Source organism: Streptomyces radiopugnans, assembly GCF_900110735.1.
Taxonomy (GTDB): Bacteria; Actinomycetota; Actinomycetes; order Streptomycetales; family Streptomycetaceae; genus Streptomyces; species Streptomyces radiopugnans.
Genome location: NZ_FOET01000025.1, coordinates 1 through 25,468, shown reverse-complemented (window position 1 = coordinate 25,468; position 25,468 = coordinate 1). Strand labels below are relative to the sequence as shown.

At 70.1% G+C, this 25,468-nt stretch carries 24 protein-coding genes and 7 pseudogenes; 15 read left to right on the top strand and 16 right to left on the bottom strand.

Annotated features, from left to right (window positions below; translation table 11 throughout):
• The first annotated feature begins 11 nt into the window (after positions 1 to 11).
• A complete protein-coding gene (locus BMY40_RS26640) occupies positions 12 to 542 on the top strand; it encodes a hypothetical protein (RefSeq protein ID WP_093663333.1) in 531 nt (176 codons plus the stop codon).
• Positions 543 to 968: 426 nt separating this feature from the next.
• Here BMY40_RS26640 and BMY40_RS26635 read toward each other — a convergent pair whose 3' ends face one another.
• The 3 genes from BMY40_RS26635 to BMY40_RS26625 form a co-directional block, all read right to left on the bottom strand.
• A complete protein-coding gene (locus tag BMY40_RS26635) occupies positions 969 to 1,331 on the bottom strand; it encodes a hypothetical protein (RefSeq protein WP_093663332.1) in 363 nt (120 codons plus the stop codon).
• Between the two features lie 119 nt (positions 1,332 to 1,450).
• On the bottom strand, positions 1,451 to 1,678 hold the full coding sequence (locus BMY40_RS26630) for a hypothetical protein (RefSeq protein WP_093663331.1): 228 nt from the start codon (positions 1,676 to 1,678) through the stop codon (positions 1,451 to 1,453).
• A gap of 245 nt (positions 1,679 to 1,923) precedes the next feature.
• Complete coding sequence (locus BMY40_RS26625; protein ID WP_245770349.1) at positions 1,924 to 2,655, bottom strand: hypothetical protein; 732 nt, start codon at positions 2,653 to 2,655, stop codon at positions 1,924 to 1,926.
• Here BMY40_RS26625 and BMY40_RS28880 point away from each other — a divergent pair.
• Positions 2,639 to 2,997 (top strand): annotated as a pseudogene (locus tag BMY40_RS28880) (transposase); the annotation flags it as partial. The gene BMY40_RS26625 and the pseudogene BMY40_RS28880 overlap by 17 nt on opposite strands.
• A gap of 264 nt (positions 2,998 to 3,261) precedes the next feature.
• Here the strand turns inward: BMY40_RS28880 and BMY40_RS26620 are convergent.
• The 7 genes from BMY40_RS26620 to BMY40_RS26590 form a co-directional block, all read right to left on the bottom strand.
• Positions 3,262 to 4,272: a sugar phosphate isomerase/epimerase family protein gene (locus BMY40_RS26620; RefSeq protein WP_093663330.1), complete on the bottom strand. Its 1,011-nt coding sequence runs from the start codon at positions 4,270 to 4,272 to the stop codon at positions 3,262 to 3,264.
• 20 nt (positions 4,273 to 4,292) lie between these two features.
• Positions 4,293 to 5,492, bottom strand: a complete 1,200-nt coding sequence (locus tag BMY40_RS26615) for a Gfo/Idh/MocA family protein (protein ID WP_093663329.1) — start codon at positions 5,490 to 5,492, stop codon at positions 4,293 to 4,295.
• 36 nt (positions 5,493 to 5,528) lie between these two features.
• Complete coding sequence (locus tag BMY40_RS26610) at positions 5,529 to 6,569, bottom strand: substrate-binding domain-containing protein (RefSeq protein ID WP_093663328.1); 1,041 nt, start codon at positions 6,567 to 6,569, stop codon at positions 5,529 to 5,531.
• 68 nt (positions 6,570 to 6,637) lie between these two features.
• Positions 6,638 to 7,705: an ABC transporter permease gene (locus BMY40_RS26605; RefSeq protein ID WP_425443177.1), complete on the bottom strand. Its 1,068-nt coding sequence runs from the start codon at positions 7,703 to 7,705 to the stop codon at positions 6,638 to 6,640.
• Entirely contained in the window at positions 7,702 to 9,216 is a 1,515-nt protein-coding gene (locus tag BMY40_RS26600; RefSeq protein WP_177214146.1) for a sugar ABC transporter ATP-binding protein, read from the bottom strand. The genes BMY40_RS26605 and BMY40_RS26600 overlap by 4 nt, the downstream gene beginning before the upstream one ends.
• A 164-nt stretch (positions 9,217 to 9,380) precedes the next feature.
• Complete coding sequence (locus tag BMY40_RS26595) at positions 9,381 to 10,562, bottom strand: ROK family transcriptional regulator (protein ID WP_093663327.1); 1,182 nt, start codon at positions 10,560 to 10,562, stop codon at positions 9,381 to 9,383.
• Between the two features lie 576 nt (positions 10,563 to 11,138).
• Positions 11,139 to 11,381 carry a hypothetical protein gene (locus tag BMY40_RS26590; RefSeq protein ID WP_093663326.1) on the bottom strand — a complete coding sequence of 81 codons (243 nt, stop codon included), beginning with the start codon at positions 11,379 to 11,381 and terminating at the stop codon, positions 11,139 to 11,141.
• 316 nt (positions 11,382 to 11,697) lie between these two features.
• On the opposite strand from BMY40_RS26590, the pseudogene BMY40_RS28875 reads away from it, so the two are divergent.
• The 7 genes and pseudogenes from BMY40_RS28875 to BMY40_RS26555 all read left to right on the top strand — a co-directional run.
• Positions 11,698 to 11,971: pseudogene (locus BMY40_RS28875) on the top strand (MFS transporter); the annotation flags it as partial.
• A 130-nt stretch (positions 11,972 to 12,101) separates the two neighbouring features.
• A complete protein-coding gene (locus BMY40_RS26580; RefSeq protein ID WP_218158331.1) occupies positions 12,102 to 12,371 on the top strand; it encodes a hypothetical protein in 270 nt (89 codons plus the stop codon).
• The gene (locus tag BMY40_RS26575) at positions 12,368 to 12,760 is read left to right on the top strand and encodes a hypothetical protein (protein WP_093663341.1); all 393 of its coding nucleotides are present in this window, start codon (positions 12,368 to 12,370) and stop codon (positions 12,758 to 12,760) included. The genes BMY40_RS26580 and BMY40_RS26575 overlap by 4 nt, the downstream gene beginning before the upstream one ends.
• A 45-nt stretch (positions 12,761 to 12,805) precedes the next feature.
• Entirely contained in the window at positions 12,806 to 13,687 is an 882-nt protein-coding gene (locus BMY40_RS26570; RefSeq protein ID WP_093663325.1) for a sigma-70 family RNA polymerase sigma factor, read from the top strand.
• Between the two features lie 86 nt (positions 13,688 to 13,773).
• Complete coding sequence (locus tag BMY40_RS26565) at positions 13,774 to 14,244, top strand: carboxymuconolactone decarboxylase family protein (RefSeq protein ID WP_093663324.1); 471 nt, start codon at positions 13,774 to 13,776, stop codon at positions 14,242 to 14,244.
• A gap of 89 nt (positions 14,245 to 14,333) precedes the next feature.
• Positions 14,334 to 14,720, top strand: coding sequence for a DoxX family protein (locus tag BMY40_RS26560; RefSeq protein WP_093663323.1), 387 nt, complete (start codon positions 14,334 to 14,336; stop codon positions 14,718 to 14,720).
• Positions 14,721 to 14,917: 197 nt separating this feature from the next.
• Positions 14,918 to 16,192, top strand: a pseudogene (locus tag BMY40_RS26555) (IS701 family transposase).
• A gap of 177 nt (positions 16,193 to 16,369) precedes the next feature.
• Here the strand turns inward: BMY40_RS26555 and BMY40_RS26550 are convergent.
• Positions 16,370 to 16,879, bottom strand: a complete 510-nt coding sequence (locus BMY40_RS26550) for a winged helix-turn-helix transcriptional regulator (protein WP_093663322.1) — start codon at positions 16,877 to 16,879, stop codon at positions 16,370 to 16,372.
• Between the two features lie 157 nt (positions 16,880 to 17,036).
• Between BMY40_RS26550 and BMY40_RS26545 the strand changes: the two genes are divergently transcribed.
• Together BMY40_RS26545 and BMY40_RS26540 are read left to right on the top strand one after the other, a co-directional pair.
• Entirely contained in the window at positions 17,037 to 17,393 is a 357-nt protein-coding gene (locus tag BMY40_RS26545) for a nuclear transport factor 2 family protein (protein ID WP_093663321.1), read from the top strand.
• Between the two features lie 52 nt (positions 17,394 to 17,445).
• A complete protein-coding gene (locus BMY40_RS26540) occupies positions 17,446 to 18,288 on the top strand; it encodes an oxidoreductase (RefSeq protein WP_093663320.1) in 843 nt (280 codons plus the stop codon).
• Here the strand turns inward: BMY40_RS26540 and BMY40_RS28345 are convergent.
• Positions 18,277 to 18,458, bottom strand: a pseudogene (locus BMY40_RS28345) (transposase); the annotation flags it as partial. The gene BMY40_RS26540 and the pseudogene BMY40_RS28345 overlap by 12 nt on opposite strands.
• 206 nt (positions 18,459 to 18,664) lie before the next feature.
• On the opposite strand from BMY40_RS28345, the gene BMY40_RS26530 reads away from it, so the two are divergent.
• Positions 18,665 to 20,347, top strand: coding sequence for an ISAzo13 family transposase (locus BMY40_RS26530; RefSeq protein ID WP_245770348.1), 1,683 nt, complete (start codon positions 18,665 to 18,667; stop codon positions 20,345 to 20,347).
• A 227-nt stretch (positions 20,348 to 20,574) separates the two neighbouring features.
• Positions 20,575 to 20,853: pseudogene (locus BMY40_RS26525) on the top strand (transposase); the annotation flags it as partial.
• On the opposite strand, the pseudogene BMY40_RS26520 reads toward BMY40_RS26525, so the two are convergent.
• The 4 genes and pseudogenes from BMY40_RS26520 to BMY40_RS26510 form a co-directional block, all read right to left on the bottom strand.
• Positions 20,813 to 21,170 (bottom strand): annotated as a pseudogene (locus BMY40_RS26520) (transposase family protein); the annotation flags it as partial. The pseudogenes BMY40_RS26525 and BMY40_RS26520 sit on opposite strands and share 41 nt — an antisense overlap.
• Positions 21,162 to 21,338, bottom strand: a pseudogene (locus BMY40_RS28180) (IS701 family transposase); the annotation flags it as partial. The pseudogenes BMY40_RS26520 and BMY40_RS28180, both read right to left, overlap by 9 nt.
• Positions 21,339 to 21,720: 382 nt before the next feature.
• A complete protein-coding gene (locus BMY40_RS26515; RefSeq protein ID WP_245770347.1) occupies positions 21,721 to 22,410 on the bottom strand; it encodes a helix-turn-helix domain-containing protein in 690 nt (229 codons plus the stop codon).
• Positions 22,411 to 22,581: 171 nt separating this feature from the next.
• On the bottom strand, positions 22,582 to 22,848 hold the full coding sequence (locus BMY40_RS26510) for a hypothetical protein (protein ID WP_093663318.1): 267 nt from the start codon (positions 22,846 to 22,848) through the stop codon (positions 22,582 to 22,584).
• A 742-nt stretch (positions 22,849 to 23,590) separates the two neighbouring features.
• Here BMY40_RS26510 and BMY40_RS26500 point away from each other — a divergent pair.
• Both BMY40_RS26500 and BMY40_RS26495 read left to right on the top strand, forming a co-directional pair.
• A complete protein-coding gene (locus tag BMY40_RS26500) occupies positions 23,591 to 24,364 on the top strand; it encodes a CHRD domain-containing protein (protein ID WP_093663316.1) in 774 nt (257 codons plus the stop codon).
• A 9-nt stretch (positions 24,365 to 24,373) separates the two neighbouring features.
• Positions 24,374 to 25,018, top strand: a complete 645-nt coding sequence (locus tag BMY40_RS26495; protein ID WP_093663315.1) for a class F sortase — start codon at positions 24,374 to 24,376, stop codon at positions 25,016 to 25,018.
• The last annotated feature ends 450 nt before the right edge of the window (positions 25,019 to 25,468 follow it).

Genomic DNA, 25,468 nt, shown 5'->3' with positions numbered 1-25,468 from the left:
AAGCATCTGCCGTGACGCTCATCACCGAGTACAGCACCCACGCCCGCCCCGACCGCCGAATCGTGGAGGTCTACGACGCGGACGCCTACCTCGGGGACGACGAAGCGCTGGCCGCATCACGAAGCCGGGTCGCGGCCGGCAACGGCTACCACCTCTACCTGCACAGCCTGCAGCCCGATATCGACGTCCACGTCGCCATCCGCGTCTGGGACGCCCCCCAGGAGCCTCCGAAGGACGCGGAAGGAACCGTCCCCGTGTCCCTGGAATCAGAGACCGGCATCCTGGTCATCAACCAGTTCACCCTCGGGCCGGTCGGCGAGATGACCCTGCCCCGCCCCGGCGTGTATGAGGGCCACGCCTGGTGGGACGGGCGTCAGGCCACCGCCGACTACTACAACCAGTGCGGTCACCGCCGCGCCACCGAACAGTGGGACAGCAGGCAACTCAGACAGGCGTGGCGCCAGTGCCCGGTTCAAGAGCGGTACGTGCTCGACCTGTGGTACGTCCGCGAGCCCGACCCCGTCGACGACGAGGACCTGTAGGGCCGCCTCAGGGCAGGAGCCCTCCCGCAGTGCCGGGAGAGTCACCCCACACGTGGTGACTCTCCCGGCCGCATGGGGTCTGTCAAACGAGCGGCTCTGTCTCACATTCGGCGGTGGCGGACAGTAATGGCGGCGACGGGCAGGCCATCGATCACGAACCCGCAGGTCCGCGCACCCCAGCAGTCGCTCTCTCGGGGCGACCGATCGGCTCGGCGTCTGTCCGTGAGAGCGTGGCGCGACAGACTCAGCGACTCCGATGCGCCGCCATTCGCCTCGAAACATCGACGTCAGAGCACCGGCCGCACTCTCTGCAAGGCAGAGGTGCCCCATGCTCACAATCTGTCACCACCGAATGTGAGACAGAGCCCTGGGCCGCGGGGGGTCGTGCGGCGCAAAGGCTGGCAGGCGATACCGCGCCGGGCCGGATCACCGGTCTGCCGCGCTCCGTGGGGACGTTCGTATCCGGTGCAGCCATCGTCGGCAGGTCTCGGCGGTGACCGGTTCGAACAGCTCCGGGGTGGAGATCTCGACGAGGAACTGCGTCAGCAGGTCCTGATACGCCTCGTCGATGTCGACCTCCTCCTCGAAGTGCACCGCCTGGGCCCAGACGGTGAGCTGATCCGGGCCGACCAGTCCGGCGAGGGTCTTCTCCAGCGCGGCGGCGGCGTGGCCGCGGGTGAAGGTGGCGGGAGTCGACGTCCTGTGGCGCCGGGCCGCCCGGAGGAGCTCGGGCAGTTCTCCGCGCCAGTACAGGAGATCTTCGGCAGGGCTGCATCGGTGGGCGTCCACGGCTCCCATCCTGGCCCAGCGCACCGGCCGGCAGGTTTCCGCCACCGGTGGAGTCCGCGCCGGGGCAGGCCGGTGGGCAGGGGCCAGGGAGTCGTCCGGCCGAAGGGAGGCGGGCGGAGTCAGGTCCTGTTCCAGCGGTGGAAGAGTTGTTCTCCCGGTCCGGCGCCCAGGCCGATCGGGCGGCCGGTGAGGACGTATCCGATGCTGGTGGTCCGGCCGGGCGGGAGCACGGTGAGGCCGGAGTGGGCGTAGAAGGGCCCCAGGGCCCGGTCGGTGCCGGACAGTCCGTCGAGCAGCCACGTCCCGCAGCGGCCGGCCGCGACAGCGTCGAGGTGGGCTTGTTCCACGTCGCTCGTTGCCGCCTCCAGGAGCGCGCCGTACCGGTCGCCGTCCTCGGGGGCGGGCCAGGCGGATGCGGGTGCGGCCGGGGCCGGAACTCCAGGCGACCGCCACCGCTCAGGACGCGCGGGGAGCCGCCTTCAAACGCCTTACGCAGTACACCAGCTTGACCAAGACGGGCAGCCGACCGTGCAAGCCAGAGGCGGAGTGGGCGTCAGCCGAGGTGGATTGGCGACGGGCGTCCTCTGGGTCGCTACCAGTCGGCTACGGGGCGCAGGGCCAGGGCGTCGGAGGTGCGCGCGTACTCCCATGAGCAGAGGTGGTACGTCTCCTTGGGCTCATGGAGCTGGCGGTGTGACCGCAGGGCGCAGATGAGCAGTTCGCTCTCCGCAACCCGGCCCGGCCACTCGTCCGAGGCAGATCTCCTGTTCTCGCCCCGGTGCGGATTTCTCACCACAAGGCCCGTGACCCACTCTTCGGGCGCGCCGTCGCAGTCCGGCAGGTCCAGCTCGCTGTGCGAGACGACGTAGCCGACGGTCTCCAGCGGAGCCTTCAGCTCAGGGTGGTGCCGAACGACCGCTGGGCTGTTCAGCGGACGGAAGTAGCTGAATGTTGCGGCGTCGACCTGTTCGAACAGGTGTTGGATCGGCTGGAGGTCCACGGGGACGCCGGGCAGCTGGAAGAACAGACGACAGTCGTAGACGGCCCGGGACCGGTGGCTGGCGATGCTCGCGGTGAGGGTGTAGAAGCCTCCGGCCTGGCAGGTGTCGAAGTAGGTGACCTGCTCGGTGTGGTGGGCGTTCTCCAGGGTGTCTTCGCGGTTCTTCCAGGCACGCAGCGCCTCGACGAACTCCCTGGCTCCGGTGCCGTGCCAGTTCGCGCTGGACTGCTGGATGTTCCACTGCGGTTCGGTAGTGGTCCAGCCCATCGAGTCCAGTCCGTACAGCAGCTCCACGATGCCGTCCTCGTTGTTCTGCGATGCCACCGGCATCCCGCTCGCGGCGACGCTGACCGGCGGCAACCGAGGGCGACGTCACCCGGCTGATGCCCCTGCTGGCCGCGGTTCCGCCGATCCGGGGCAGACGGGGCCGACCCCGGCAGCGGCCGCGGGAGGTGTTGGCCGACCGCGGCTACGACCACGACTGCTGCCGCCGCCAGGTCTGGGCCAGGGGCATCAAGCCGGTCATCGCCTGCCGCGGCACCGAACACGGCTCCGGGCCGGGCACCCGATGGTGGGTGGTCGAGCAGACCATCGCGCTGCTGTACGGCTCGCCGCCTGCGGATCCGCTGGGAGATCCGCGACGACATCCACGAAGCCCTCATGTGACTTGGCTGCGCGCTGATCTGCCGGCGCCGCCTCCGCACCGCATTGCGTCAGGAGCTCTTGCGGTTCCCGTGGTGGCGACCGAGTCGCGGCCTCAAATGAGCCGGGCTCCGGCTCGTTCCTGTGAGATCGACGGGGCCTCCCTGGAGAACCCGTCCGCGTGTGGGGCGCGTTCGCATCGACGTCGCCGGTAGGACTCCGGAGGTAGGCCGCCGGGCCCCGGAAGGAGAGAGGCACTGGCTCGTGCTTCGGCGGGCGGCGGTGTTGTCAGGACCGGCGGTCGCCACCGAAGGCGGCGTCGAAGGAGGCGGTGGGGGGCTCGAAGTCGAAGCGTTTGAGCGCCCGCAGGGCTTCGGGAGCGCCTTGGAGGCGGCTCATCCCCGGGTCCTCCCACTCAACGGAGACGGGACCGTCGTACCCGATGGAGGACAGCATGCGGAAGACGTCCTCCCATGGAACGTCGCCGTGCCCGGCCGAGACGAAGTCCCAGCCCCGGCGCGGGTCGCCCCAAGGCAGGTGGGAACCGAGCCGCCCGTTGCGTCCGTCCAGCCGTTTACGCGCCTCCTTGCAGTCCACATGGTAGATCCGGTCGCGGAAGTCGTAGAGGAACCCGACGGGGTCGAGGTCCTGCCAGACGAAGTGGCTTGGGTCGAAGTTGAGCCCGAAGGCGGGCCGGTGGTCCACGGCCTCCAGCGCCCTGTGTGTCGTCCAGTAGTCGTAGGCGATCTCACCGGGGTGGACCTCGTGGGCGAACCGCACGCCTTCGGCGTCGAAGACGTCGAGGATCGGCCCCCACCGTTCGGCGAAGTCGGCGTATCCGCGCTCCACCATCTCCGGCGGCACAGGGGGGAACATCGCCACGAGGTGCCAGATCGAGGAACCGGTGAACCCGATGACGGTGTCCACGCCGAGGGCGGCGGCGGCCCTGGCCGTGTCGGCCATCTCGGCCGCGGCCCGGCGCCTGACGCCCTCGGGGTCGCCGTCGCCCCAGATGCGACCCGGAAGTATCGCCTGGTGGCGTTCGTCGATGAGCCGGTCGCACACGGCCTGGCCGACCAGATGGTTGGAGATGGCCCAGCATCTCAGTCCATAGCGGGCGAGGAGTTCCCTGCGGCCCCGGACGTAGTCCTGGTCCTCCAGTGCCCGATCGACCTCGAAGTGGTCTCCCCAGCAGGCGAGTTCGAGTCCGTCGTAGCCGAAGTTCCGGGCAAGGCCGCAGACCTCTTCCAGGGGGAGGTCGGCCCACTGGCCGGTGAACAAGGTGAAGGGACGTGACATTGTCGCGTGTCTCCTTGCCGTCAGACGGGTACGGGGGTGTAGCTCGCGTTCTTCGCTGCGCTCTCCTCAACCGCGGCCAGCACCCGCTGGACCTGCAGCCCTTCGGTGAACGACGGTGCGGGGTCGGTGCCGGTGGCGATGGCGTGCACGAGATCGTGGGCCTGGTGGGTGAAGGTGTGCTCGTAGCCCAGGGCGTGGCCGGGGGGCCACCACGCCTCCAAGTACGGGTGCTCGGGTTCGGTGACCAGGACGCGCCGGAAACCGGCCGTCGTGGCCGGCTCGGTGTGGTCGTGGAATGACAGTTCGTTGAGGCGTTCGAGGTCGAAGGCCAGCGATCCCAGCTCGCCGTTGATCTCCACGCGCAGCGCGTTCTTGCGGCCCGCCGCCACCCGGGACACCTCGAAGCTCGCGAGGGCGCCCGAGGCGAGCCGGCCGGTGAACAGGGCCGCGTCGTCCACGGTCACCGGCCCCCTGGCCCGCGGCCCGTCGTCCCCCGTGAGCGTCGCGGCGGCCAGGGGCCGCTCGGAGACGAACGTCTCGGTGAGGGCCGACACACCGGCCAACGGCTCCGCGGACAGGTACTGGGCCAGATCCACCGCGTGCGCGCCCAAGTCGCCCAGCGCGCCGGAACCGGCCTTCTCGCGCGAGAGGCGCCAGGTCAGCGGGAACTCAGGGTCGACGAGCCAGTCCTGGAGGTAAGTGACCCGGATATGGCGCAGCGCTCCGAGGCGGCCTGCGGCGATCAGGCGGCGGGCTTGGGCGATGGCCGGTACCCGACGGTAGTTGAAACCCACCATCGCCACCTGGCCACGCCGGCTGGCCGCCCGCGCGGCCTCCACCATGGCCTCCGCCTCCGGCACGGAGTTCGCCAACGGCTTCTCGCACAGCACATGCTTACCCGCCTCCAGCGCCGCGATGGCGATCTCGGCGTGGCTGTCTCCCGGTGTGCAGATGTCGACCAGGTCGACGTCGTCACTGTCCACGACGGCACGCCAGTCGGTTACGGCGGCGGCCCAGCCTTGCTGCCGGGCCGCCGCTCCGACCGCCGCTTCGTCACGGCCCGAGATCATCGCGAGCCGGGGACGCAGTGGGAGCGGGAACGCGTGCCCCGCCGTCCGCCACGCCTGCGAGTGGGCGACGCCCATGAACGCGTAGCCGACCATGCCGATACCCAGGTCCGGCTTGGGCTCGCCGTACTCTCTGCGATCACTGTGTTTCATCAGATGTGCTCCTGGTTGGCCGGGTGGGGGGAGGGCTCAGATGAAGCCGGTGGGCAGGTAGTCCTCCACGTTGTCCTTGGTGACGATCGCCGAGTAGAGCGTCAGGGACGAGGGGATCTCCAGCTCGGCCAGGCCGCTGACGCCCTTGCCCTGCCCGAGGGCGCGGGCGAGGTCGATCGCGGAGGCCGCCATGGTCGGCGGGTAGAGCACGGTGGCCTTGAGCACGCTGTCGTCGGACTGGATCGCTTCCATGGCCGACTTCGATCCCGCGCCGCCGACCATCACGAACTCGTCCCGGCCGGCTTGCTCGATGGCCCGCAGCGCGCCCACGCCCTGGTCGTCATCGTGGTTCCACAGAGCGTCGAAATCCTTTTGAGCTTGCAGTAGTTGGGCCATCTTGGCCTGGCCGGACTCGACGGTGAACTCGGCTGCCTGGCGGGCGACCTTGGTGATGTTCGGGTAGTTGCCGAGCGCGTCGTCGAAACCCTGGGTGCGCTGCTTGGTGAGCTCCAGGGTGTCGAGCCCGGCGAGTTCGACGACCTTGGCGTCCGCGACATCCTTCAGTCGCTCGCCGATGTACCGGCCCGCGTTGAGGCCCATTCCGTAGTTGTCTCCGCCGATCCAGCACCGGTAGGCCTGGGGGGAGTTGAATATCCGGTCCAGATTGACGACGGGGATGCCCGCACGCATCGCCTCAAGGCCGGTCTGGGTGAGCGCCTTGCCGTCGGCCGGCAGGATCACGAGCACGTCGACCTTCTTGTTGATCAGTGTCGTGATCTGGCCGATCTGCGTCGCCGTGTCGTTGGACCCCTCGGTGATCTCCAGCGTCACGTCCTCGTACTGCTCGGCCCGCCGGGTGGCGTTCTCGTTGATGGCGTTCAGCCAGCCGTGGTCGGCCTGCGGGCCGGCGAACCCGATGGTGACCGGCTTGCCGGGCTTGCCCGCGGTCTCCGGTGCCGTGGCAGCGGACTCATCGCTGGAGGAGGCGTTGCTCGTGCAGCCGGTGACGAGGGCGCCGGCACCGATCGCCGCGCCGAACAGCACTCTTCTGCGGCTGGTGAGGATTTTTTCAGGCATGCTGAGTCAGCCCTTCTCAGGTGTGGTGCGGGGAGGGGAGAGGACCAGGGGCGGGGGCGGGTGCCTGGTCAGACTCCGCCGGTGCGGCGGAGCGTGCGGTGTTGGAGGAGGACGGCGGCGACGATGATCGCGCCCTTGGCGATCTGCTGGACGTCGCTCTGCAGGTTGTTGAGCGCGAAGATGTTGGTGATCGTGGTGAAGATCAATACGCCCAGCACGGAACCGACGATCGTGCCGCGCCCGCCGGTCAACAGGGTGCCACCGATGATCACGGCCGCGATGGCGTCGAGTTCATACAGGTTGCCGTTGGTGTTCTGTCCCGAACCTGACAATACGATCAACAGAAAGGCCGCGATGCCGCAGCACAGACCCGAGAGCACGTACAGGTAGAGACGCTGGCGCCGGATGTCGATCCCGGCCAGCCGGGCGGCCTCGGCGTTCCCGCCGACCGCGAGCGTGCGGCGGCCGAAGGTCGTGCGGTTCAGGAACAGCCAGCCGAGCACGGTCACCGCACCGAAGACGAGCACCAGGGGAGGTATGCCGAGCACATAGGCGCCGGGGGCGCCCAGGTCCAGGACGGCGTCCACCGTGACGATCTGGGTGCGGCCGTCGGTGATCTGAAGGGCCAGCCCGCGTGCGGAGGCGAGCATCGCCAGCGTGGCGATGAAGGGAACCATGCCGCCGTACGCGACGAGGACGCCGTTGACCAGGCCGCATCCGACACCGACGACAACAGCGGTGAACAGGATTCCGGTGAAGCCGTACTCCTGTGTCGCGACGGTGGTCGCCCAGACCGAGGCCAGGGCGACGATCGCGCCCACCGAGAGGTCGATGCCGCCGCCGGCGATGACGAACGTCATCCCGACGGTCACCACTCCGATGATCGACGCCTGCGTCAGCACCAGTTGCAGGTTCGAGCCCGCCAGGAAGGTGTCGGGCTCGGTGACCCCGCCGACGGCGACGAGGATCGCCAGCACGCCGAGCAGGGAGAGGTTGCGGACGTCCGCCTGCCGACCGAGACGAGCCAGCGGGCCCGGCGGCCTGCCGCCCGCGGGCCCACCGCGGACCGGAAGCTTGCCACGACCGGCCGACTGGGGTACCGCCCGCCGCGGAGAGGAGACTGGCTGCTGTGTCACGAAGGCTCCGTTCCAGGAGACGTGGTGTCGGCATGGGCTGCCATCAACAGGTCGAGAATGCGGTTTTCGTCGAGGTCCGGGGCCGGTGCGGCGTCGACCACCCGGCCCTCGCGCAGCACCAGGACACGATCGGCGAGGCCGAGGACCTCGGGAAGCTCGCTGGAGACGAGGAGAACGGCCAGACCCGCGTCGGCGAGCCGCCTGATCACGCCGTAGAGTTCCGCACGCGCTCCCACGTCGACGCCCCGGGTCGGCTCGTCGAGCAGGAGGACGCGGCAGTCCCGCAGCAGCCAGCGTGCGAGGACCGCCTTCTGCTGGTTGCCGCCCGAAAGCGTGCGTATGAGCACATCCGGGTCGTCGGGACGCAGGGACAGCTCCCGGGTGACGGCCTTCGTCGCGACGCGCTCGCCGCGCCGGTCCAACCAGCCCAGCCGCGCGAAGCGCGAGAGGGTGGAGACCGACACGTTGCGGGTGACGGATTCAAGCTGGAACAGCCCCTGAGCCTTGCGTTCCTCGGGAGCCAGGCCCAGTCCCGCCGCCACGGCCGAGCGTACGCTGCCGGGACGCAGCCGCCGGCCGTCGACGCTCACCTCCCCGGCGCTGGGGCGGCGCGCCCCGTAGATGGTTTCCAGGATCTCCGAGCGACCGGAACCGACCAGGCCGGCGAGGCCGACGATCTCACCCGCGCGCAGCTCGAGGTCGAGCGGCGCGAACTCCCCCTCCCGGGCCAGGCCACGCGTCCGCAGGACGGTCGGCGCGCTCTGCCGAGGTGCGGACCGGCCGGGGAAGACGTGCTCGATCTCGCGCCCGGTCATCAAAGCGATGATCTCCCGGTCCGGGGTCTCCTCCACCGCAAGCCCCCCGGCGACGGACCGGCCGTTCTTGAGGACCGTGACCCGGTCCCCGATGCGCCGGATCTCCTCAAGACGGTGCGAGATGTAGACCACCGCCACTCCGTCGGCCGTCAGTTCGCGGACGATGCGGAAAAGGTTCTCCGTCTCGTCGGGGTCGAGCGCCGCGGAGGGCTCGTCCATGACGATGAGCCGCACGTCGTGGGAGAGCGCCCGGGCCATCGAGACGATCTGCCGCTGCGCGGCCGACAACTCCCCCACGGCCCGGCTCGCATCGATCTCCTCATGCCCGAGCCGCCGCAGCAGTTCCGCCGCCGCGACGCGGGTGTCACGACCGCGGATCACAAACCCGGCGGCCGTCCGCTCATGGCCCAGGAAGACGTTCTCGGCGACGGACAACCCCTCCACCAGGTCCAACTCCTGGTAGATCGTGGCGATGCCGAGCCGCATCGCGGCGATGGGCGATCTCAGCACGACCTCCTCGCCGCGCCAGGTGACCGTGCCCGAGTCGGGGCGGTGAGCGCCGGCGAGCACCTTGATCAGGGTGGACTTGCCCGCTCCGTTCTGCCCCAGCAGGCAGTGCACTTCGCCCGCCTGCACCTGAAGAGTGACACCGTCCAGGGCTCGCACCCCGGGGAAGGCCTTGATGATGTCCGACATCGTGAGCAGAGGTGATCGGACCGTGTCACCGGCCCGGTGAGAGGAAACAGACATAGGCACCACGAGGAATCCCAACGGAAAGGACATGCCGACCCCGCCCGGGCTCCTGCCACTGGGGACTGGGGCTGGGGCTGAGGACGGGTGGGAGAGTCGAGTCGCGGAGGTCAGGCGGGCGAGAACAGGTGGTCGCTGATGAGCCGCGTGGCACCGATGACCCCGGCCATGCCGCCCAGTTCGCCCAGGACAATGGGAAGGTTCCCCGTCGCCAGCGGAAGGGAGCGGCGATAGACCTGGGAACGCACGCTTGCGAGAAGCGTGTGGCCCAGTCCCGTCACGCCACCACCGATGACGACCATGCCGGGGTTGAAGAAGCTGACGAGCCCGGCGATCACCTGCCCGACCCGTTCCCCGCCCGTGCGGACCATGTCCAGTGCGACCGGGTCACCCGCGGCCGCGGCGGCCGCGAGATCGGCAGAGGTGAGCCGCCCGGACGCCTCCAGTCGTACGGCCAGGTGCGCCGAACGACCGCTGCGTGCGGCCTCTTCGGCGTCCCTGGCCAGCGCGGCACCGCTGAAGTGCGCTTCCAGGCATCCGCGGTTTCCGCACGCGCACAGCCGCCCCTGCGGATCCACCTGGATGTGGCCGATGTCTCCGGCGCACCCGGTGACGCCCCGGTACACCTGGCCGCCGACGATGATGCCGCAGCCGATCCCCGTTCCGATCTTGACGCAGAGGAAGTCGGCGACGGAGCGGGCGACGCCTGCGTGCTGCTCACCGAGGCCCATGAGGTTGACGTCGTTGTCGACCATGACCGAGCACCCGAACTCCTGGCTCAGAGCTTCACGCACGGGGAACCCGTCCCAGCCCGGCATGATGGGGGGCGCCACGGGCACGCCCTCGGGGAAGCGCACCGGACCGGGAACGCCGACCCCGACCCCGTCGAAGCCTTCCACCAGCCCGGACTCCTTGAGCTTCTCCGCCATCGCGAGCACCTGCTCGAACACCGCGACGGGGCCGTTCTTGACGTCCGTGGAGTCGTTGAGGTGGCCCAGCACCTCAAGCTCGCCGTTGGTGACGGCCACGTCGATGGAGGTTGCGCCGATGTCCACGCCGAGGAAACGCAGACCTGGCGCGAGCCGCACGCTGTGGGACCGCCGGCCCCCTCGGGAAGCGGCGAACCCATCGGTGGCCACGAGGCCCGTCTCCAGCAGCCGGTCGATCTCAACAGCCAGTTTGGAGCGGGAGAGCTGGATGCGTTCCCCCAGTTCGGCCCGTGAGCTGCGCCCACTGTCCCGCAGCAGACGCAGCAGATGTGCCTGGTAAGTATTGGCCGGCCGAGCCGTCATCCGCCGCACGAGCACTCCTCAACGTCGGTCGCTGCGCGTTGAGACACCGCCCAGCGAACGAACCCTGACGGGCTTTCGCCGAGAAGCTAGCAGCGCCAGCCAACCTTAGGAAGAAGTTTCGCTGCATCGATCAAAACTTTCGCTCACCAGAGGACGAAGTACCAAGTCGTGTGCCGACCAGCTGCACAGAGCAATCAACGTTCCACGTCGACCTCGGCGTTCGAGGACACGCACGGGCCGGCGGTCGACAGGCTGAGCCGGCCCGCTCCCCAGGGTCTGGGCCTTTGGCGACCGTCTCGCGGATCGGCCGATCCCTCGTCGGCGTGCCCAGCCGAGCGAGACACGCGTGCCGGGACGCCAGTGCACGGCGTGCGCCCGTGCACTGGCGCCCCACCGCGGCTCGGAAGCCGGTCAGGTGCCACAGGGCCTCGGTGCTGTACCCGCAAAAACGTCAAGCACGCGCGAGCCGGGCCCGTGGCGGCCGCCGCCGCGAACACCGCGGCCGGTGTTGTCGTCACGGTCGGCGCCCTCTACCGCCGTCCGGCTCACAAGCCATGGCGCGGGACGGCCGGTTCGTCAGTGGAACAGACCGCTGTAGGCGTTGAGTGCGGGCCGGCCGTGGTCGCGCAGCACGCGGTTGACGACCGTCGGCACAGGGCCCGGGCCGCGGTAGAGGGAGCGGGGCACCGCTCCCGGGCGCCGCAGCCGGGCGTTGACCGCGGCGACCGCTTCGGGCCGACCGCCGCGGCGTGCTCCGGCGGCCGCGTGGGCGGTCAGGCGCTCGGCGTGGTCGTGCAGCGTCGCCGGCTGAGAGGTCATGGCCGCTGAGGATGGCAGCGTTCACTGCGGCGCGGGACCGGAAACCGGAAGGACTCCTCCCGGCGAGGGATCCGGGCAGGGCACTTCTTCGCCTGGGGGCGGGCCCGGCCTGGGCATCCCGGTGCGCGGACGAGCCGGCATCGCACTGATGGCGGAGGGACCGCGCACCTGCCGTCACCGTCGGACGGTGGCCGGTGACCAGCGCCTCCGGTGCGGCGCTGCGCCGAGCCGGTGCCACGGCCGCGCCTCCTTGCCGAGACCGGCCAGACCCGCCCGGCCGGTCCCGCACCGCTCACCGCAGCTCCGGAAAAGAGCCATGACCGGCACCGCACCCACTACGGCGGCTCCATACCCGACCCCGCCCAGGCCCAGCCCGGATCCTGCGCGTCCTGGTCGCCTCCCAGATCCTCAGCGGCGTTGGTCTCGCCGCCGGCGCCCTCCTCGCCCAGGACGTGCTCGGCTCCACCAGCCTCGCCGGACTGCCCGGCGCCCTGTTCACCGCCGGATCCGCCCTCGCCGTCGGCCGCATCTCCCAAGCTCACGGCCGCCGCCTCGACCTCGCCACCGGCACCGGCATCTCCGGACCGGCAGCCCGCCGGGCCATCCACGCCGCCGCGCAGGCACCCGCCTTCTCCGGGTCCGTCCGCACCCATCGCCAGGCCTTGGGACATTCTGAACAACCCGGCCCTGACCGTCCACGGCAACCCGCACGCGTTCCTCATGTGCGTCCACCAGCGCGACCGGGCCCTGTGTCACCGGGCCGAGGCCGCCGACACCCCGCGGCTGGACCGCTGCCGGCCAGCGTGCGCGAACGTCGCTCGCACCGACCACCACGCCGACGCTCTCCTCCGGCACGCGGCGGCCCTGGAGGAGCAGGCCCACGCAGTGCCCGACCCGCTCGCCGAGCGTCTCACTCAGCGCGCCATCCACTTGCGCAGCCTGGCCGAGCGCCATGCTCACGACCGCCACTACCAGGAGCCGCCCTCATGAGCCCCGCCCCGGACGAACGCGACCGCATCCGCGCCGCGATGGACCGCATCCTGCACGGACGCCCCGAACGCTCCGACGGCGCGCTGACCATCGTCGCCCTCGCCCTCGAAGCCGGCGTCCCACGCAGCGCACTCACCCAGCGCCACGCCGACCTGAAGAACGACTTCTACGCCGAGGTCCGAGCGCGCGGCGGCACCCCGGACAGCGAACGACGTCTACGCACACAGGTCCGCCGCCTCAAGGAACTCCGGGCGGCTGACGCCGAGGAGATCGCCTGGCTCAAAGCCGACGTCAAGGCCCTCGTCGGCGCCCTGCACCAGGCGACGACCGAGAACCAGCTCCTTCGCCGACAACAGGCCGCATGCCGATCGGTTACCTCGGTGCCTTAGGGCCCGTCATGGTCATGACGGAGTCCGCGTGAGGAAGGTAACGACATGACCGGATCAGGTCCGACCGACGTGCTGGCGGGAGCCTTCGAGCAGCAGCGTGAGCGCCTGGTGGCGGTCGCGCACCGGATGCTCGGGTCGCGGGCGGAGGCCGAGGACGCGGTACAGGAGGCGTGGATCCGGCTGGCGCGGCAGGACGCGGCGGCGATCGACAACCTGGCCGGCTGGCTGACCACCGTGGTCGGCCGGGTCTGCCTCGATGTGCTGCGGTCGCGGAAGAATCGGGCCGTGCTGTCGTACGAGGACCGGCTGCCCGAGCTGGTGGTGACCGTGGACGACGGGGCGGCGCCCGAGGACGACGCGGTGCTCGCCGAATCGGTCGGGCTCGCCCTGCTGGTGGTGCTCGACACCCTCACCCCCACCGAGCGGCTGGCGTTCGTCCTGCACGACATGTTCGCGGTGCCCTTCGCCGAGATCGGCGAGATCATCGGCCGGTCCACCGACGCGACCAAGATGCTCACGAGCCGGGCCCGCCGGAAGGTGCGGGGCACACCGCTGCCGCAGGAGGAGCCGCGGCAGCAGCGCGCGGTGGTCGACGCATTCCTCGCCGCCGCGCGGAACGGGGACTTCGAAGGGCTCGTCCGGCTTCTCGATCCGCAGGTGACCTGGCGCACGTACCACCCGCAGGGCGTGATGACCACGGTCGGGGCGGCCGAGGTGGCCGGTCCGGTCCTGCGCGGGGCCCGGTCGATGACCGCGGTGCTCCCGGTGCTGGTCAACGGCGAGCCCGGGTTCGTGTCTTGGGGTGCGAACGGCAAGGTGCTCGGCGTGGCGGCGTGCACCGTGGTCGACGGCCGAATCGTCGAGCTCCTGACCGTGAGCGACCGCAAGCGCCTGGACGCCATGGGCCTGCCCGAGCGTCCCGAGTAGAACACGTCGAGCGCATGGGGCTGTTACGTCTTCGCGAGGGGCTTCGTCGTAGGGGTGCAAGCATCCGGAAGACGAAGGAGACCGCGATGGAAACCCGGATCAACCCCATGGCCAACGAGGTCGGGGCCAAGTGGGCCAGGTACATCATCTCGTCGAACAAGATCATCACCGACTCGGCGCTGCCGAAGGCGGTGCAGGAGCTGGTGAAGATCCGCGCCAGCCAGATCAACGGCTGCGGCGGCTGCCTCGACATGCACACCAAGGACGCGGCGGCCGCCGGCGAGAGCCAGGTGCGGATCAACCTGGTCGGGGCGTGGCGGGAGACGACCGTCTACACCGAGGCGGAGCGGGCGGCGCTGGAACTCACCGAGCAGGGCACCCGCCTCGCCGACTCCAGCGGCGTCACCGACGAGGCGTGGGCGAACGCGGCGAAGCACTTCGACGAGGACCAGCTCATGGCCCTGGTGGCCCTGATCTGCGCGATCAACGCCTTCAACCGGCTGAACGTGATCACCCGGACGCCCGGCGGCGAGTACCAGCCCGGCCAGTTCGGCTGACGCGGACCCCCACCCCCCAGGCGGACCCGGAACGGCCCCGGGTCCGCCGCCCGCCTCCGCCACCGAAGACATCGCCAAGGACAACACTCATGAACACCGCACTGTGGATCATCACCTGCCTGCTGACCGCCGTCTTCCTGTTCTCCGGCCTCGGGAAACTGTTCGTCCCCCGGGAGAAGATGGCTGCGATGGCCGATGCCGCGCGCTGGGTCCTCGACTTCAAGCCCGGCACCCTCAAGGCCATCGGAGCACTCGAGATCCTCGGTGCCGCGGGCCTCGTCCTGCCCGCCGTGCTCGGCATCGCGCCGATCCTGGTGCCACTGGCGGCCGTTGGCCTGGCCCTGATCATGACCGGCGCCGTGATCCTGCGGGTCCGCCGCTGCGAGCCCAAAGCCGCACTGCTGGACGGGGGCTACCTCGCTCTGACGGCCTTCGTGGCGGTCGGCCGCTTCGCACTGGAACCCTTCACCGGCTGACCGGCCCGTCACGGAGCACCGATGAAACAGGTCAGGACCTATTACTCCAGCAGGATTTTGCTGTCTGACCTGCGGGTTTCGGCGGGCGGCGGAAGTGTAGCGGGACTTCGATTGTGCGGGGGCGGTCTCACGGAGACCGCCCCTCGATCGTGTGACACCGCCGCAGGTAGTGACAGCGTGTTGGGCAGCCTCCCAACGTGATCACCGAGCGTATTGCCGCGCAGTGGGACCTCGAACTGGACGATCTCTTTGTGACCATCGGGCACCGCTTCGGCCGAGTCGAGCTCCGCCGCCGCATGCGTGACTACGTGCGCGGACTGCTCGCCCCGGTGGCCCGCAAGAACAGCTGGCAGCTGGCCGAACAGGCCGGCCACCCCACGCCTGACTGCCTGCAGCACCTCCTCGCCGGAGCGAAGTGGGAACCCGATGACATCCGCGACGACTTGCAGGAATACGTCGCCGACAAGCTCGGCGAGGCCGACGGCGTCCTGATCATCGACGACACCGGGTTCATCAAGAAGGGCACCACCTCAGCCGGGGTCCAGCGCCAGTACTCCGAAACTGCCGGCCGGGCCGAGAATCCCCCAGAGGGGGTGCCCTCAGCCAAATCGGCGTCTTCGCCGCCTATGCCACGGCTCGCGGCCGTGCCCTGGTGGACCGGGAGTTGTACCTGCCCAAGACCTGGACCGAGGACCGCGAGCGCTGCCGCGCGGCCAAGGTCCCGGACGATCGGGGGTTCGCCACCAAGGGTGAGTTGGCCCGGTGCATGGTGCTGCGGTCCCTCGCCTCGCCGCTGCCCATCGCCTGGGTCACCGCGGATTCCGCCTACGGGCAGGAGAGCCGCTTTCGCCGACTGCTGGAGCAGTCGGGCCTCGGCTACGTGCTGGCCGTGCCCAAGTCTCAGTTCACCGTGGGCTGTCCCCGCATCGACGGCCTGTTCGCGCAGGCCCCGGCCGAAGCATGGGAGAAGATCTCGTGCGGACACGGCGCGAAAGGCTCCCGCACTTACCACTGGGCAGCGATCCGATTGCCGGCCGTCGCCGAGTTCGACTACCAGGGCGAGGTCCCCCACCGGATGCGGTGGGCGCTGGCCAGGCGCAGCATCGGCAAGCCCGACGAGATCGCCTACTACCTCGCTTACGCCCCTTTGGAGACCACCGTTCAGGAGCTGGTGCGAGTCGCCGGGACGCGCTGGGCGACCGAGGAGTGCTTCCAGGCCGCGAAGAACGAGTGCGGCCTGGACCAGTACGAAGTGCGCCGCTATCCGGGCTGGTACCGGCACATCACCCTCGCCATGCTCGCACACGCCTTCCTGGCCGCCACGGCGTACCAGGTCCGGGAAAAGGGGGCGGCACCGGTGAGGCAGCCGGGGGCAATCGAGTTCACAGTGGCGGAGGTTCGGCGACTCCTGGCAGCTTGTCGTCCCCGACCTCCGCACCTTCGTGGTCACCGAGGGCGACACCACGCGTTGAGCTGGTCGAACTGGCGCCGACGGCGCCAAGCGGTCGCCCGTCGTTGTCACTACCTGCGGCGGTGTCACACGATCGGGGGGCGGTCTCCGTGAGACCGCCCCCGCACAATCGAAGTCCCGCTACACTTCCGCCGCCCGCCGAAACCCGCAGGTCAGACAGCAAAATCCTGCTGGAGTACTAGGACCTGTCCAGCCGCTGGCTCTGCAATTCCGTGTACCGCGAGCGCATTGCGGTGCTCGCGGCCGGACCGGCGGCGAAGACGAACGCCTCACTGTCGTCGAGGTTCCTTCCTGTACGGGCGTCGACCAGGACCGGTTCGACCTCCTCGCCGCTGGCGGCGTCCACCAAGATCATGGATCGCTCCTGCGGCGTCAGGTGCCGGTTCCCCCAGGCAGCCAGGGCCACGATCACGGGCCGAAGGGATCGGCCCCGCTCGGTGAGCACGTACTCGTAACGGGGTGGCTTGTCCTGGTAGAGCCGCCGCTCCAGCAGGTCGTCCGCGACCAGCGTCTTCAGCCGCGCGGTGAGCATGCTCGTGGAGATGCCCAGATTCCGCTGGAACTGGTCGAAGCGTGTATAGCCATCGAAGGCGTCATGCAAGATCAGCAGAGTCCACCACTCGCCGACGTGCTGCGCCGTCGTGGACAGTGGGCACTCCCGGTCCTCCAGTCGTATGCGACTCGGCATGCCACCCTCCCAAAGCTACTGCTAATGTAGAAGTCAGTACCTTCTATTTTAGCAGTCGGCGGGATTCTGCGGTGATGCGCGCCCGACGGGCACGCCGCCGCCCGGCGTGCAAGAGCCGCATCCCGTGACTGCTTGCCCTGGCGCAGAGGAAGAACCCATGACTCAGAACCCGACGTCGACCGACCCCGCCGACCTGCCCGAAGCGATCACCCGCTACCTGACGGGCCGCGCCGACAAGAACGTCTCCGCTGCGGCATCGGCCTTCACGCCGCACGCCACTGTCACCGACGACGGACACACCTACGAGGGAAGCGAGGCCATCACCCGATGGCTCGGGCAAACCGACACCGAGTACAGCTACACCACCACGATCACCGGTGCCGAACGCACCGCACCCGACCGGTACACCGTCCACCAGCACCTCGAAGGGAACTTCCCCGGCGGGAAGGTCGATCTGCGCTGCCGCTTCGTCCTGACCCACGGACTGATCAGCGAACTCGGCATCGCCCCCTGACCGGCCGCCCGCCCCCCTTGTTCACCACCACCCTGACGGGAGCACGCACAGCATGAGGACCTGGTTCATCACCGGCGGCACCCCCGGCGGATTCGGCATGGCCTACGCCGACGCCGCCCTGGAACTGGGCGACAACGTCGTCCTCACCGCCCGCCGCCCCCACCTGCTCGACGACTGGGCCGCCCGTCACGGCGACCGGGTGCTCGTCCACCCCCTGGACGTCACCGACCCACCGCAGGTCCACGAGGCCGTCCGGGCCGCCGAAGAGCGTTTCGGCCGTATCGACGTCCTGGTCAACAACGCCGGCCGGGGATGGTACGGCTCCGTCGAAGGTGCGCCCGACAGCGAGGTCAGGGCCTCCTTCGAGCTCAACTTCTTTTCCGTCACGCAGATGCTTCGTGCCGTCCTGCCGGGCATGCGAGAGCGCCGTAGCGGATGGATCATCAACATGTCCTCCGTCGCCGGACTGCGCAGTGTGCCGGGCTTCGGCTACTACAGCGCCGCCAAGTACGCCATCGAAGGGCTCACTGAGGCGCTGCGCCACGAAGTCGCCCCGTTCGGCATCAAGGTCATGGCCGTGGAGCCAGGCGCCTTTCGCACACACGCCTACGCGTCATTCGCCGACAAAGCCGTGAGCGAGACGGTCGACGCCTACCTTCCCTTGATCCAGTCCGTCCGCTCCTCCATGATCGAACAAAGCGGTCAGCAGCCCGGTGACCCCCACCGTGGAGTGCGCGCCGTCGTGGACGCCATGAACAGCGCCACCCCGCCCCGCCGTATCGTCCTGGGCGCCGACGGCTACGCGGCCGTCCAGGGGCAGCTGACGGATATGGCGGCAGAACTGCGCGCCTTCGAAGCGGCCTCACGCAGTGCGGACTTCCCCCAGGACTCCTGAGAGGCGGTCGAAGACCGCATCCTTCCGCCGGCGGCGAAGTGTCCGTAGACGGTTTCCCGCGGGGCGAAGTCGTGCGGGAGGTATCGCCATGGGACCCCGGTCCGGTCGACGTAGAGGATGGCGTCCATGATCCGGCGCAGGCCGTGTTCGGGCGGTCGGCCGATGTCCAGGCGATGCTCCGCGGCTGGACACCGAGCGCGACGCCAGCGACCTGTTGCCCCCGCGCCCGCGGGGAGTGCTCCGCTACGGAACGTAGCGATGCGCGTTGGAGTGATGGAGGCAGGAGACTGATGAAATCCTGTCGCAGCTGAGGTCTAGCTAAGGGCCCGCAGAGAAACAACGTGTTGCTTCCGGTCCTGGGGCTCGTTGGCCTGGCATGGGTGTATCGCGCGAGGTGATGGAGCAACTCACGGCAAAGTTCGAGGTGTTGTTCCCCCATCTAGATGAGCGGCAACGGCGGCTGCTGCTGGGGACCGAGGCCCGGCTGCTGGGCCACGGCGGGATCCGGGCGGTGGCTCGGGCGGCGGGGACAAGCGAGACCACCGTCCGCAAAGGCGTGGACGAGTTGGAAGCAGGTGAAGAGCCGCTGGGCCGGATCCGCCGGCCCGGCGGAGGCCGCAAGCGGGCCGCCACGGTGGATCCGGAACTGCGGCCCGCACTGCTGGCCCTGGTCGAGCCGGACATGCGCGGAGACCCGATGTCGCCGCTGCGGTGGACGATCAAGTCGACTCGCCGCCTGGCCGCCGAGCTCACCCGCCAGGGCCACCAGGTCAGCGCGGACACGGTCGGGGACCTGCTGCGCCAGGAGGGTTTCAGCCTGCAGGCGGACGCCAAGACCATCGAGGGCAGCCACCATCCGGACCGGGACGCCCAGTTCCGCTATCTCAACGAGCAGGCACGCCACCACCGGGACGCCGGGGACCCGGTGATCAGCGTGGACACCAAGAAGAAGGAGCTGGTCGGCGAGTACAAGAATGCCGGCCGCCAGTGGCGGCCGACTGGCGAACCAGTGGCGGTCAAGACGCATGACTTCGCCGACCGGCAGGTCGGCAAGGCCATCCCCTATGGGATCTATGATGTGACGGCGAACACCGGCTGGGTCAGCGTTGGCACCGATCACGACACCGCCGCCTTCGCGGTGGCCTCCATCCGGCGCTGGTGGCAGGCCCGCGGCCGGCACGAGTATCCACAGGCCACCAGGTTGCTGATCACCGCCGACGCCGACGGCTCCAACGGCTACCGCACCCGGGCCTGGAAAACCGAGCTCGCCGCCCTGGCCACCGAGACCGGCCTGGAGATCACCGTCTGCCACCTGCCGCCGGGCACCTCGAAATGGAACAAGGTCGAGCACCGGCTGTTCTCCCACATCACCCTCAACTGGCGCGGCAGGCCACTAACCAGCCACGAAACCATCGTCAACAGCATTGCCGCGACCACCACCACAACCGGGCTGACCGTCCACGCCGAACTCGACACCGGCACCTACCACACGGGCGTGAAGGTCACCGACCCCCAGATCGACGCCCTGGCCATGACGCGGCACCGCTTCCACGGCGACTGGAACTACGCCCTCCACCCCGACACCCCGGGCACGAGCAGCACAGCACCGAGCCTCCCACCGGCTCAGGCACCGCGGCGGCCCGGAACTGCGGCACTGCGCAGCCCCGAGTTGACCGGCATGCCCGGCCGGGACCTGGACGCGCTCGTGAGCGAGCTGGCCCCTGCTTTGGCCGCCGCGCGTGAGCGGGAGCGGTTCCGGCACCGCGGCGGTGAACGACTCCGCGCCCCAGGAGCCGGAGCCAAAGACAAGCTGACCACGGCCGACCGAATCCTGGCCACTGTGCTCTGCCTGCGCAAGATCGGCACCCGAGACCTGTTGGCCCAGTTGTTCGGTGTCAACGGCAGCACCCTCACCCGGGCGGTTCACCAGGTCCAGCCGCTGCTGGCCGAACGCGGTTATGCGATCCCGCCCTCGACAGCCAGGTTCCGCACCCCCGCCGACGTGGCCTTGTTCCTGGCGACAGCCGAAGACCAGACCAAGATCAAACCAGCAGGTTAATTCTCTGCGGGCCATTAGAAGGCACTTGAGCACCCTCAGGCGCTGCTCCGGCAAAAATAAGGGGGCCGTTTCGTGTCGGAGGCGCTCAGTGGGCCGTACAGCGGCTCCTTGACCGCAGCTGCTCCGTACACACCTTGGCCCGATCGCCGAGGCCAGGAAGGAGAAGTGGCGACTGAGCGGATGGCCGAGCGCCGACCAGCACACCGCAGCCGATCCCGGTCAACGCCACCTGGACCGACCACCGCGGCCTGCTGATCGCCGACCACCACCAACTCGGCGGCTCGATCGTCCTCGTCTGTGACAACTCGAATGTGCATAAGACCGTCGAGTTCGCCGCGTCCCAGGACTGACTGACCATCTACTACCTGCCGCCCTACGCTCCGGACCTCAACCCAGTCGAAGGGATCTGGTCCCTGCTTCGGCGCGGTTGGCTCTCCAACGTCGCCTTCACCGCTCCCGAACACCTCATCCGCCGCTTCCGGCGAGGCTTGCGGCACATCCAGTGAGGCCTTTCCACCATCGTTCTGAGCTGGTCAGATGCAGGGTAAGGACAGCCTGAACGAGGCAGGTGGCCCGGGTGGTGGAGCACCGGAGCTCGCGCAGGAGCCGCCGGGACTTGAGGGTGACCATGGCTTGCTCGAGGAGTGCGCGGATCTTCGCGTGGGACCGGTTCGCCGCCTGCTGACCGGTGGAAAGGGTCTCCCAGCGTTCCCAGTACGGGGTACGGACCGTGCCGCCGGTAGCCCTTGTCGGCCCATCAGGTGACGCCAGCCTCGGCAAGGGCGTCAACGATGCCGTGTTCGCGAGCCGCGCAGACGCCGTATTCATCCAGGCCGTACTCGTTCTTGGCGGCCTGGAAGCCCTCCTCGATCGCCCAGCGGAAGCTGGCGATCCGCACCAGCTCGGCGGTCGTAGTACCGCCCGGTGCCCAGGCGGGGTAGTAGGCGATCTCGTCCGGGCGGGCCAGACTGCGACGGGCCAGCACCCAGCGGCGATGGGCTGGCTCCTGGATGTACCGGCAGCCGCTACACCCCCCGAGAGCAAGCCTCTGACCAGCAGTGACAGCGAAGTACCACTGGAGCACCAGGAGACGCGGTGCCGTGGCTTCCTGGGCGGTCCGCCTGCCGCCGCTGCCCATGTGCCGTTGCAGGGACACATCTGGAACTGAAACGTTCTCGCGGAAGCCGGTGTGATGTGGTCATATCGGAGCGGGGGATCGGGCGAGCAGGTCATTGGCGACGGGAAGCGGCTCAGCGGCGGGCGCGCGGGTCCCGCTGCGGGTGAGGCGGGGCGGGTACCGGCAGGCCTCGGCAGCGTCGAAGCGGCCTCAACCGGTCCCGGCTCCCCCGGCCGCCGCCCCTGGCCATCGGGCTTCAGCAGCTTCGGCCGAATGCCGCGGCGCGGTACCGGCCCGGGGGCATGCCCGTCGCTGCGCGGAAGGCGCGGCTGAAGTCGGCGGGCCGGGCGAACGCCCATCGGGCGCCGATGGCGTGGACGGTCAGGTGACGCAGGCCGGGATCGGCCAGGTCCCTCCGGCACCGGTCCAGGCACCTCTGCCTGATGTACGCGCCCACCGACGTGCCGTGCTCCTGGAAGACCCGGTGCAGGTAGCGCAGCGAGATCTGGTGCGCCGCAGCGACCGCGGCCGGGTCCAGGTCGGGTTGGTGCAGGTGCCGGTCGATGAAGGCGGTCATGCGCAGGAATAGCACATGCCGAGGCGACCTCGACGGTACGGTCGCCTCGTCGTCCAGGTGGTGCGCCAGGACGGCCGTGGCCAGGTCGAGCGCGGTGTGGCCCAGCCGGACCCGGTCAGACGCGGTGCACCCGGCGGACTCGTCGGCCAGGGCGGCCCGGGCCTCGGGCGGGCGGGCGGCGTGGGCGCGCAGGACCTCGTGGGCGGGGACGGTGCGGCACAGCCCGGCCCATTCCAGTGCCCGCACCGCCCGCTCGTCGAGGGGGCCGCCCACCGGCAGCCAGGTCTGCCGCACCGTCTCCGCGGCCCGCTCGGCGGCGGCGAGGTGTTCCAGGACCGTCCACTGCCCGCCGGTGATCTTGCCGGTCATCCCCGCCCACTCCTTCCTCGCCGACACGGAGGGGCCGCTGCCCCCGGGCCCGCCGGGAGGGATCATGGCCCACCACCCGCCGGCCGTGCGGTGTCTTCCCCCGTACACCACCCGTACAACCACCGGGCGGTCGGCGGCAGTGGTGGTCTGCGCAGCGCGGCGGGGTGGCGGTCAGACGGTGTCCGGCGCGACCGTCTTCTCGTGGCAGACCTTGTGGGTCGGGCGGCCGCTGTCGTCGCGCAGGTTCGTGCTCCGGCCGCAGTGCCCGCACGGCGCCGCCAGCGGCGACCAGTAGCGGCTATCACGCCAGTCGACAACCGGCACCGAGCACTCCAGGAAGAGGGCCGGGCGCTGGGCGGGCACCAGGGAGCGCCGCAGCCGGTCTGCGGGGTGGAGCCGTGCCTCGGCGTCGGTGACCGCGGGGACCGCACGAGGCACCCCGCCGGTGTCTCCCCCGGGCGGGAGCAGGTCGGGAACCGGTGCGGGCGGGTGACCGCGGAGCCAGGGCCGGGGCCGGGGCGGGAACAGGCGCCGAAGCGGGCGCTGGGGTCGGGGTGGTGTCCTGGTGCTGCCAGGGGCGGCAGGTCGGCGCGCTGGGGCTGGCTCCACCGGGCGGGAGCGGCTCCTGGTCCGCTTCGCCGGCCAGGGCGTCGTCCAGTCGTCCGGCGTGGAGGTCGAGGTAGCGGTCCCGGTCCTCGGCCGGTACCCAGAACCGCTGCTTGCGTGCCCCGACGGGGTACTCCAGCGGGACCACCACCCCGGCGGCGGTGCCACGGACCATGTCGTCGAACATGATGTCCCGCACCTTCGCAGTGGCGTGGACCCTGCCGCAGCGCCGGCGAAGTCAGCTGCCCCCGGCGGCCCGCACGTCATGGTGGCGCTGCTCGTCCTCACCCGATTGTCTGATGCCCGCGTCTTCGCCAACAGCCCCCGCCTCCGCCTGACGCAACGCCCTTTCGTGCCCCGCTGAGCAGGCCTGATGCTCTCGCGCAGGCCGGGACCGATCAGGACTTGGGCGCACCTGGACGGCACCCGTGCGGTGGCGGCCTGACGGATGGACGGGCAAGTCTTGGTCGTGCAGCAGCGTGGTCACCCTCCTTCCGCCGCACGCCCCTTCCTCGTAGGGCTGTTGCTTCCCGGACGGGCGCCGCGCTCCCTTCTCTCGCAGTTGGAGAGGCCCATGAACAAGATCACCGCCGCCTCGCTCGCCGCGCTGGCCGCCATCGCCCCCGCGGTCGCCCTCGCCCCGCCGGCCCTCGCAGACGGCACACCGGGGCACGGCGACGTCAAGCTCCACGCCACGCTCAGCCCGTTCAAGGTCAACAAGGTCACCGGCTCGGGCACCGCCATGGTCCACCTGGAGGGCAACAAGGCCCACGTGACGATCAAGGTACGCGGGCTGCTGGCCGGCGCGCCGCACGCCCAGCACTTCCACGTCGGCGCCAAGGGCGTATGCCCGCCGGAGTCGGCCGCGAAGGTCCGCAACGGCAAACTCAGCCTGAACACCACCGACGGCCTGCCCTTCTACGGCGCCATCGGCACCTCGCTGACCACCAGCGGCGACACCGGCCCCGCCTCCGGCCTGGCCGTGGACCGCTTCCCCGTCGGCCCGGAGTACACCTACAAGCGCACCATCACCGTCACCGACGACGTGGCCAAGAGCCTGCGCAGTGACAACGCGGTCGTGGTGGTGCACGGCATCGACTACAACGGCAACGGCGAGTACGACAACGTCCTCGGCCCCAGCGACCTCGACCCCTCGCTGCCCGCCGAGGCCACCAACCCCGCCCTGTGCGGCGCGCTGCGGACGACCGCCACCGGCGCCGTCAAGGGCGGCCAGGGCGGCACCCAGACCGACCAGCGCGCCACCGTCGCGGCCGCCGCCGGCGGCGCGCTCCTCATCGGCACCGCGGGCACCCTGTACCTGCGCCGCCGCACCGGCAGCACGAGCTGACCCACCGGCATGCTGCTCGCCGCACGCACAGGTGGCCGCCGAGGTGCCCGCACCGCGGCGGCCACCGCCTGCCTCACCGCCGGGATCGCCCTTCTGGCCTACGCCCTCTCCCCGCAACAGCCTCCACCACCCGTACCACCGCCCTCCGCCGCCCGCGCGCCCGCCGACGGCCCGGTGCGCACGCACCCAGCGGACGCCGTGGTGCTGCCCCGCTCGCAGCCACTGCGCATCACCATCCCGGCAATCGGCCTGAACACACACGTAGAAGCCGTCCCACTCGACCGGGACGGTTCGATCGCCATGCCCAAGGACGCCGACCACGCCGGCTGGTTCACCCAATCGGCCACACCGGGCGAGCGGGGCAACGCCATCGTCATCGGCCACGTCGACTCCACCACCGGGCCCGCCGCCTTCTACGGCCTGGGCGCTGTGCGCAGAGGGCACCGGATCACCGTCGAACGCCGCGACGGACGCGACGCCGTCTTCACCGTCACCCGCATGGAGGTCTACACCAAGAACCGCTTCCCCGACCACGTCTACCAGCCCAGCCCCGGCCCACAGTTGACCCTGATCACCTGCACCGGCTGGGACGACGGCACCAACGACTACCGCGCCAACCTCGTCATCACCGCACACCCCACAACCGGCCCATAGCCCTCACCCGCCCTACCCCGGCGTCCACGAGATCCGTCTCGGCAGCGACCGCCGCTTCGACCACGCCCCCACCGCCGCCTGACCCCGCGCACCCGGATTCCCGAGACGACGGCCACGGCATCGCGCCTGAAGACAGGCTGCTGGTGCTCGGCTGGCCGTCATGGCGGCCAGCCGAGGGCCTGCTCAAAGAGGCGGGTGTCCGCCTCAGACATCACCGCTCGTCCCACCCACCATGGGACGGGCCCGTACCCGCGCCCTGCGGGTGCGGGCCGACTTAAACCGGCCCGCACCGGGAGCTGAGAAGATTGCCAGTATCGCCGCGCTTCGGGGTGGGCGACGCGACCACCTCTGATCAACCCATCGGTGCTCGCGGTGGTTCTGGCGCTCGCTGTTCGATCTCCGCCGCTTCCCAAGGATCCGCCATGCCGCAGTCGCACCTGCCCTACGAGT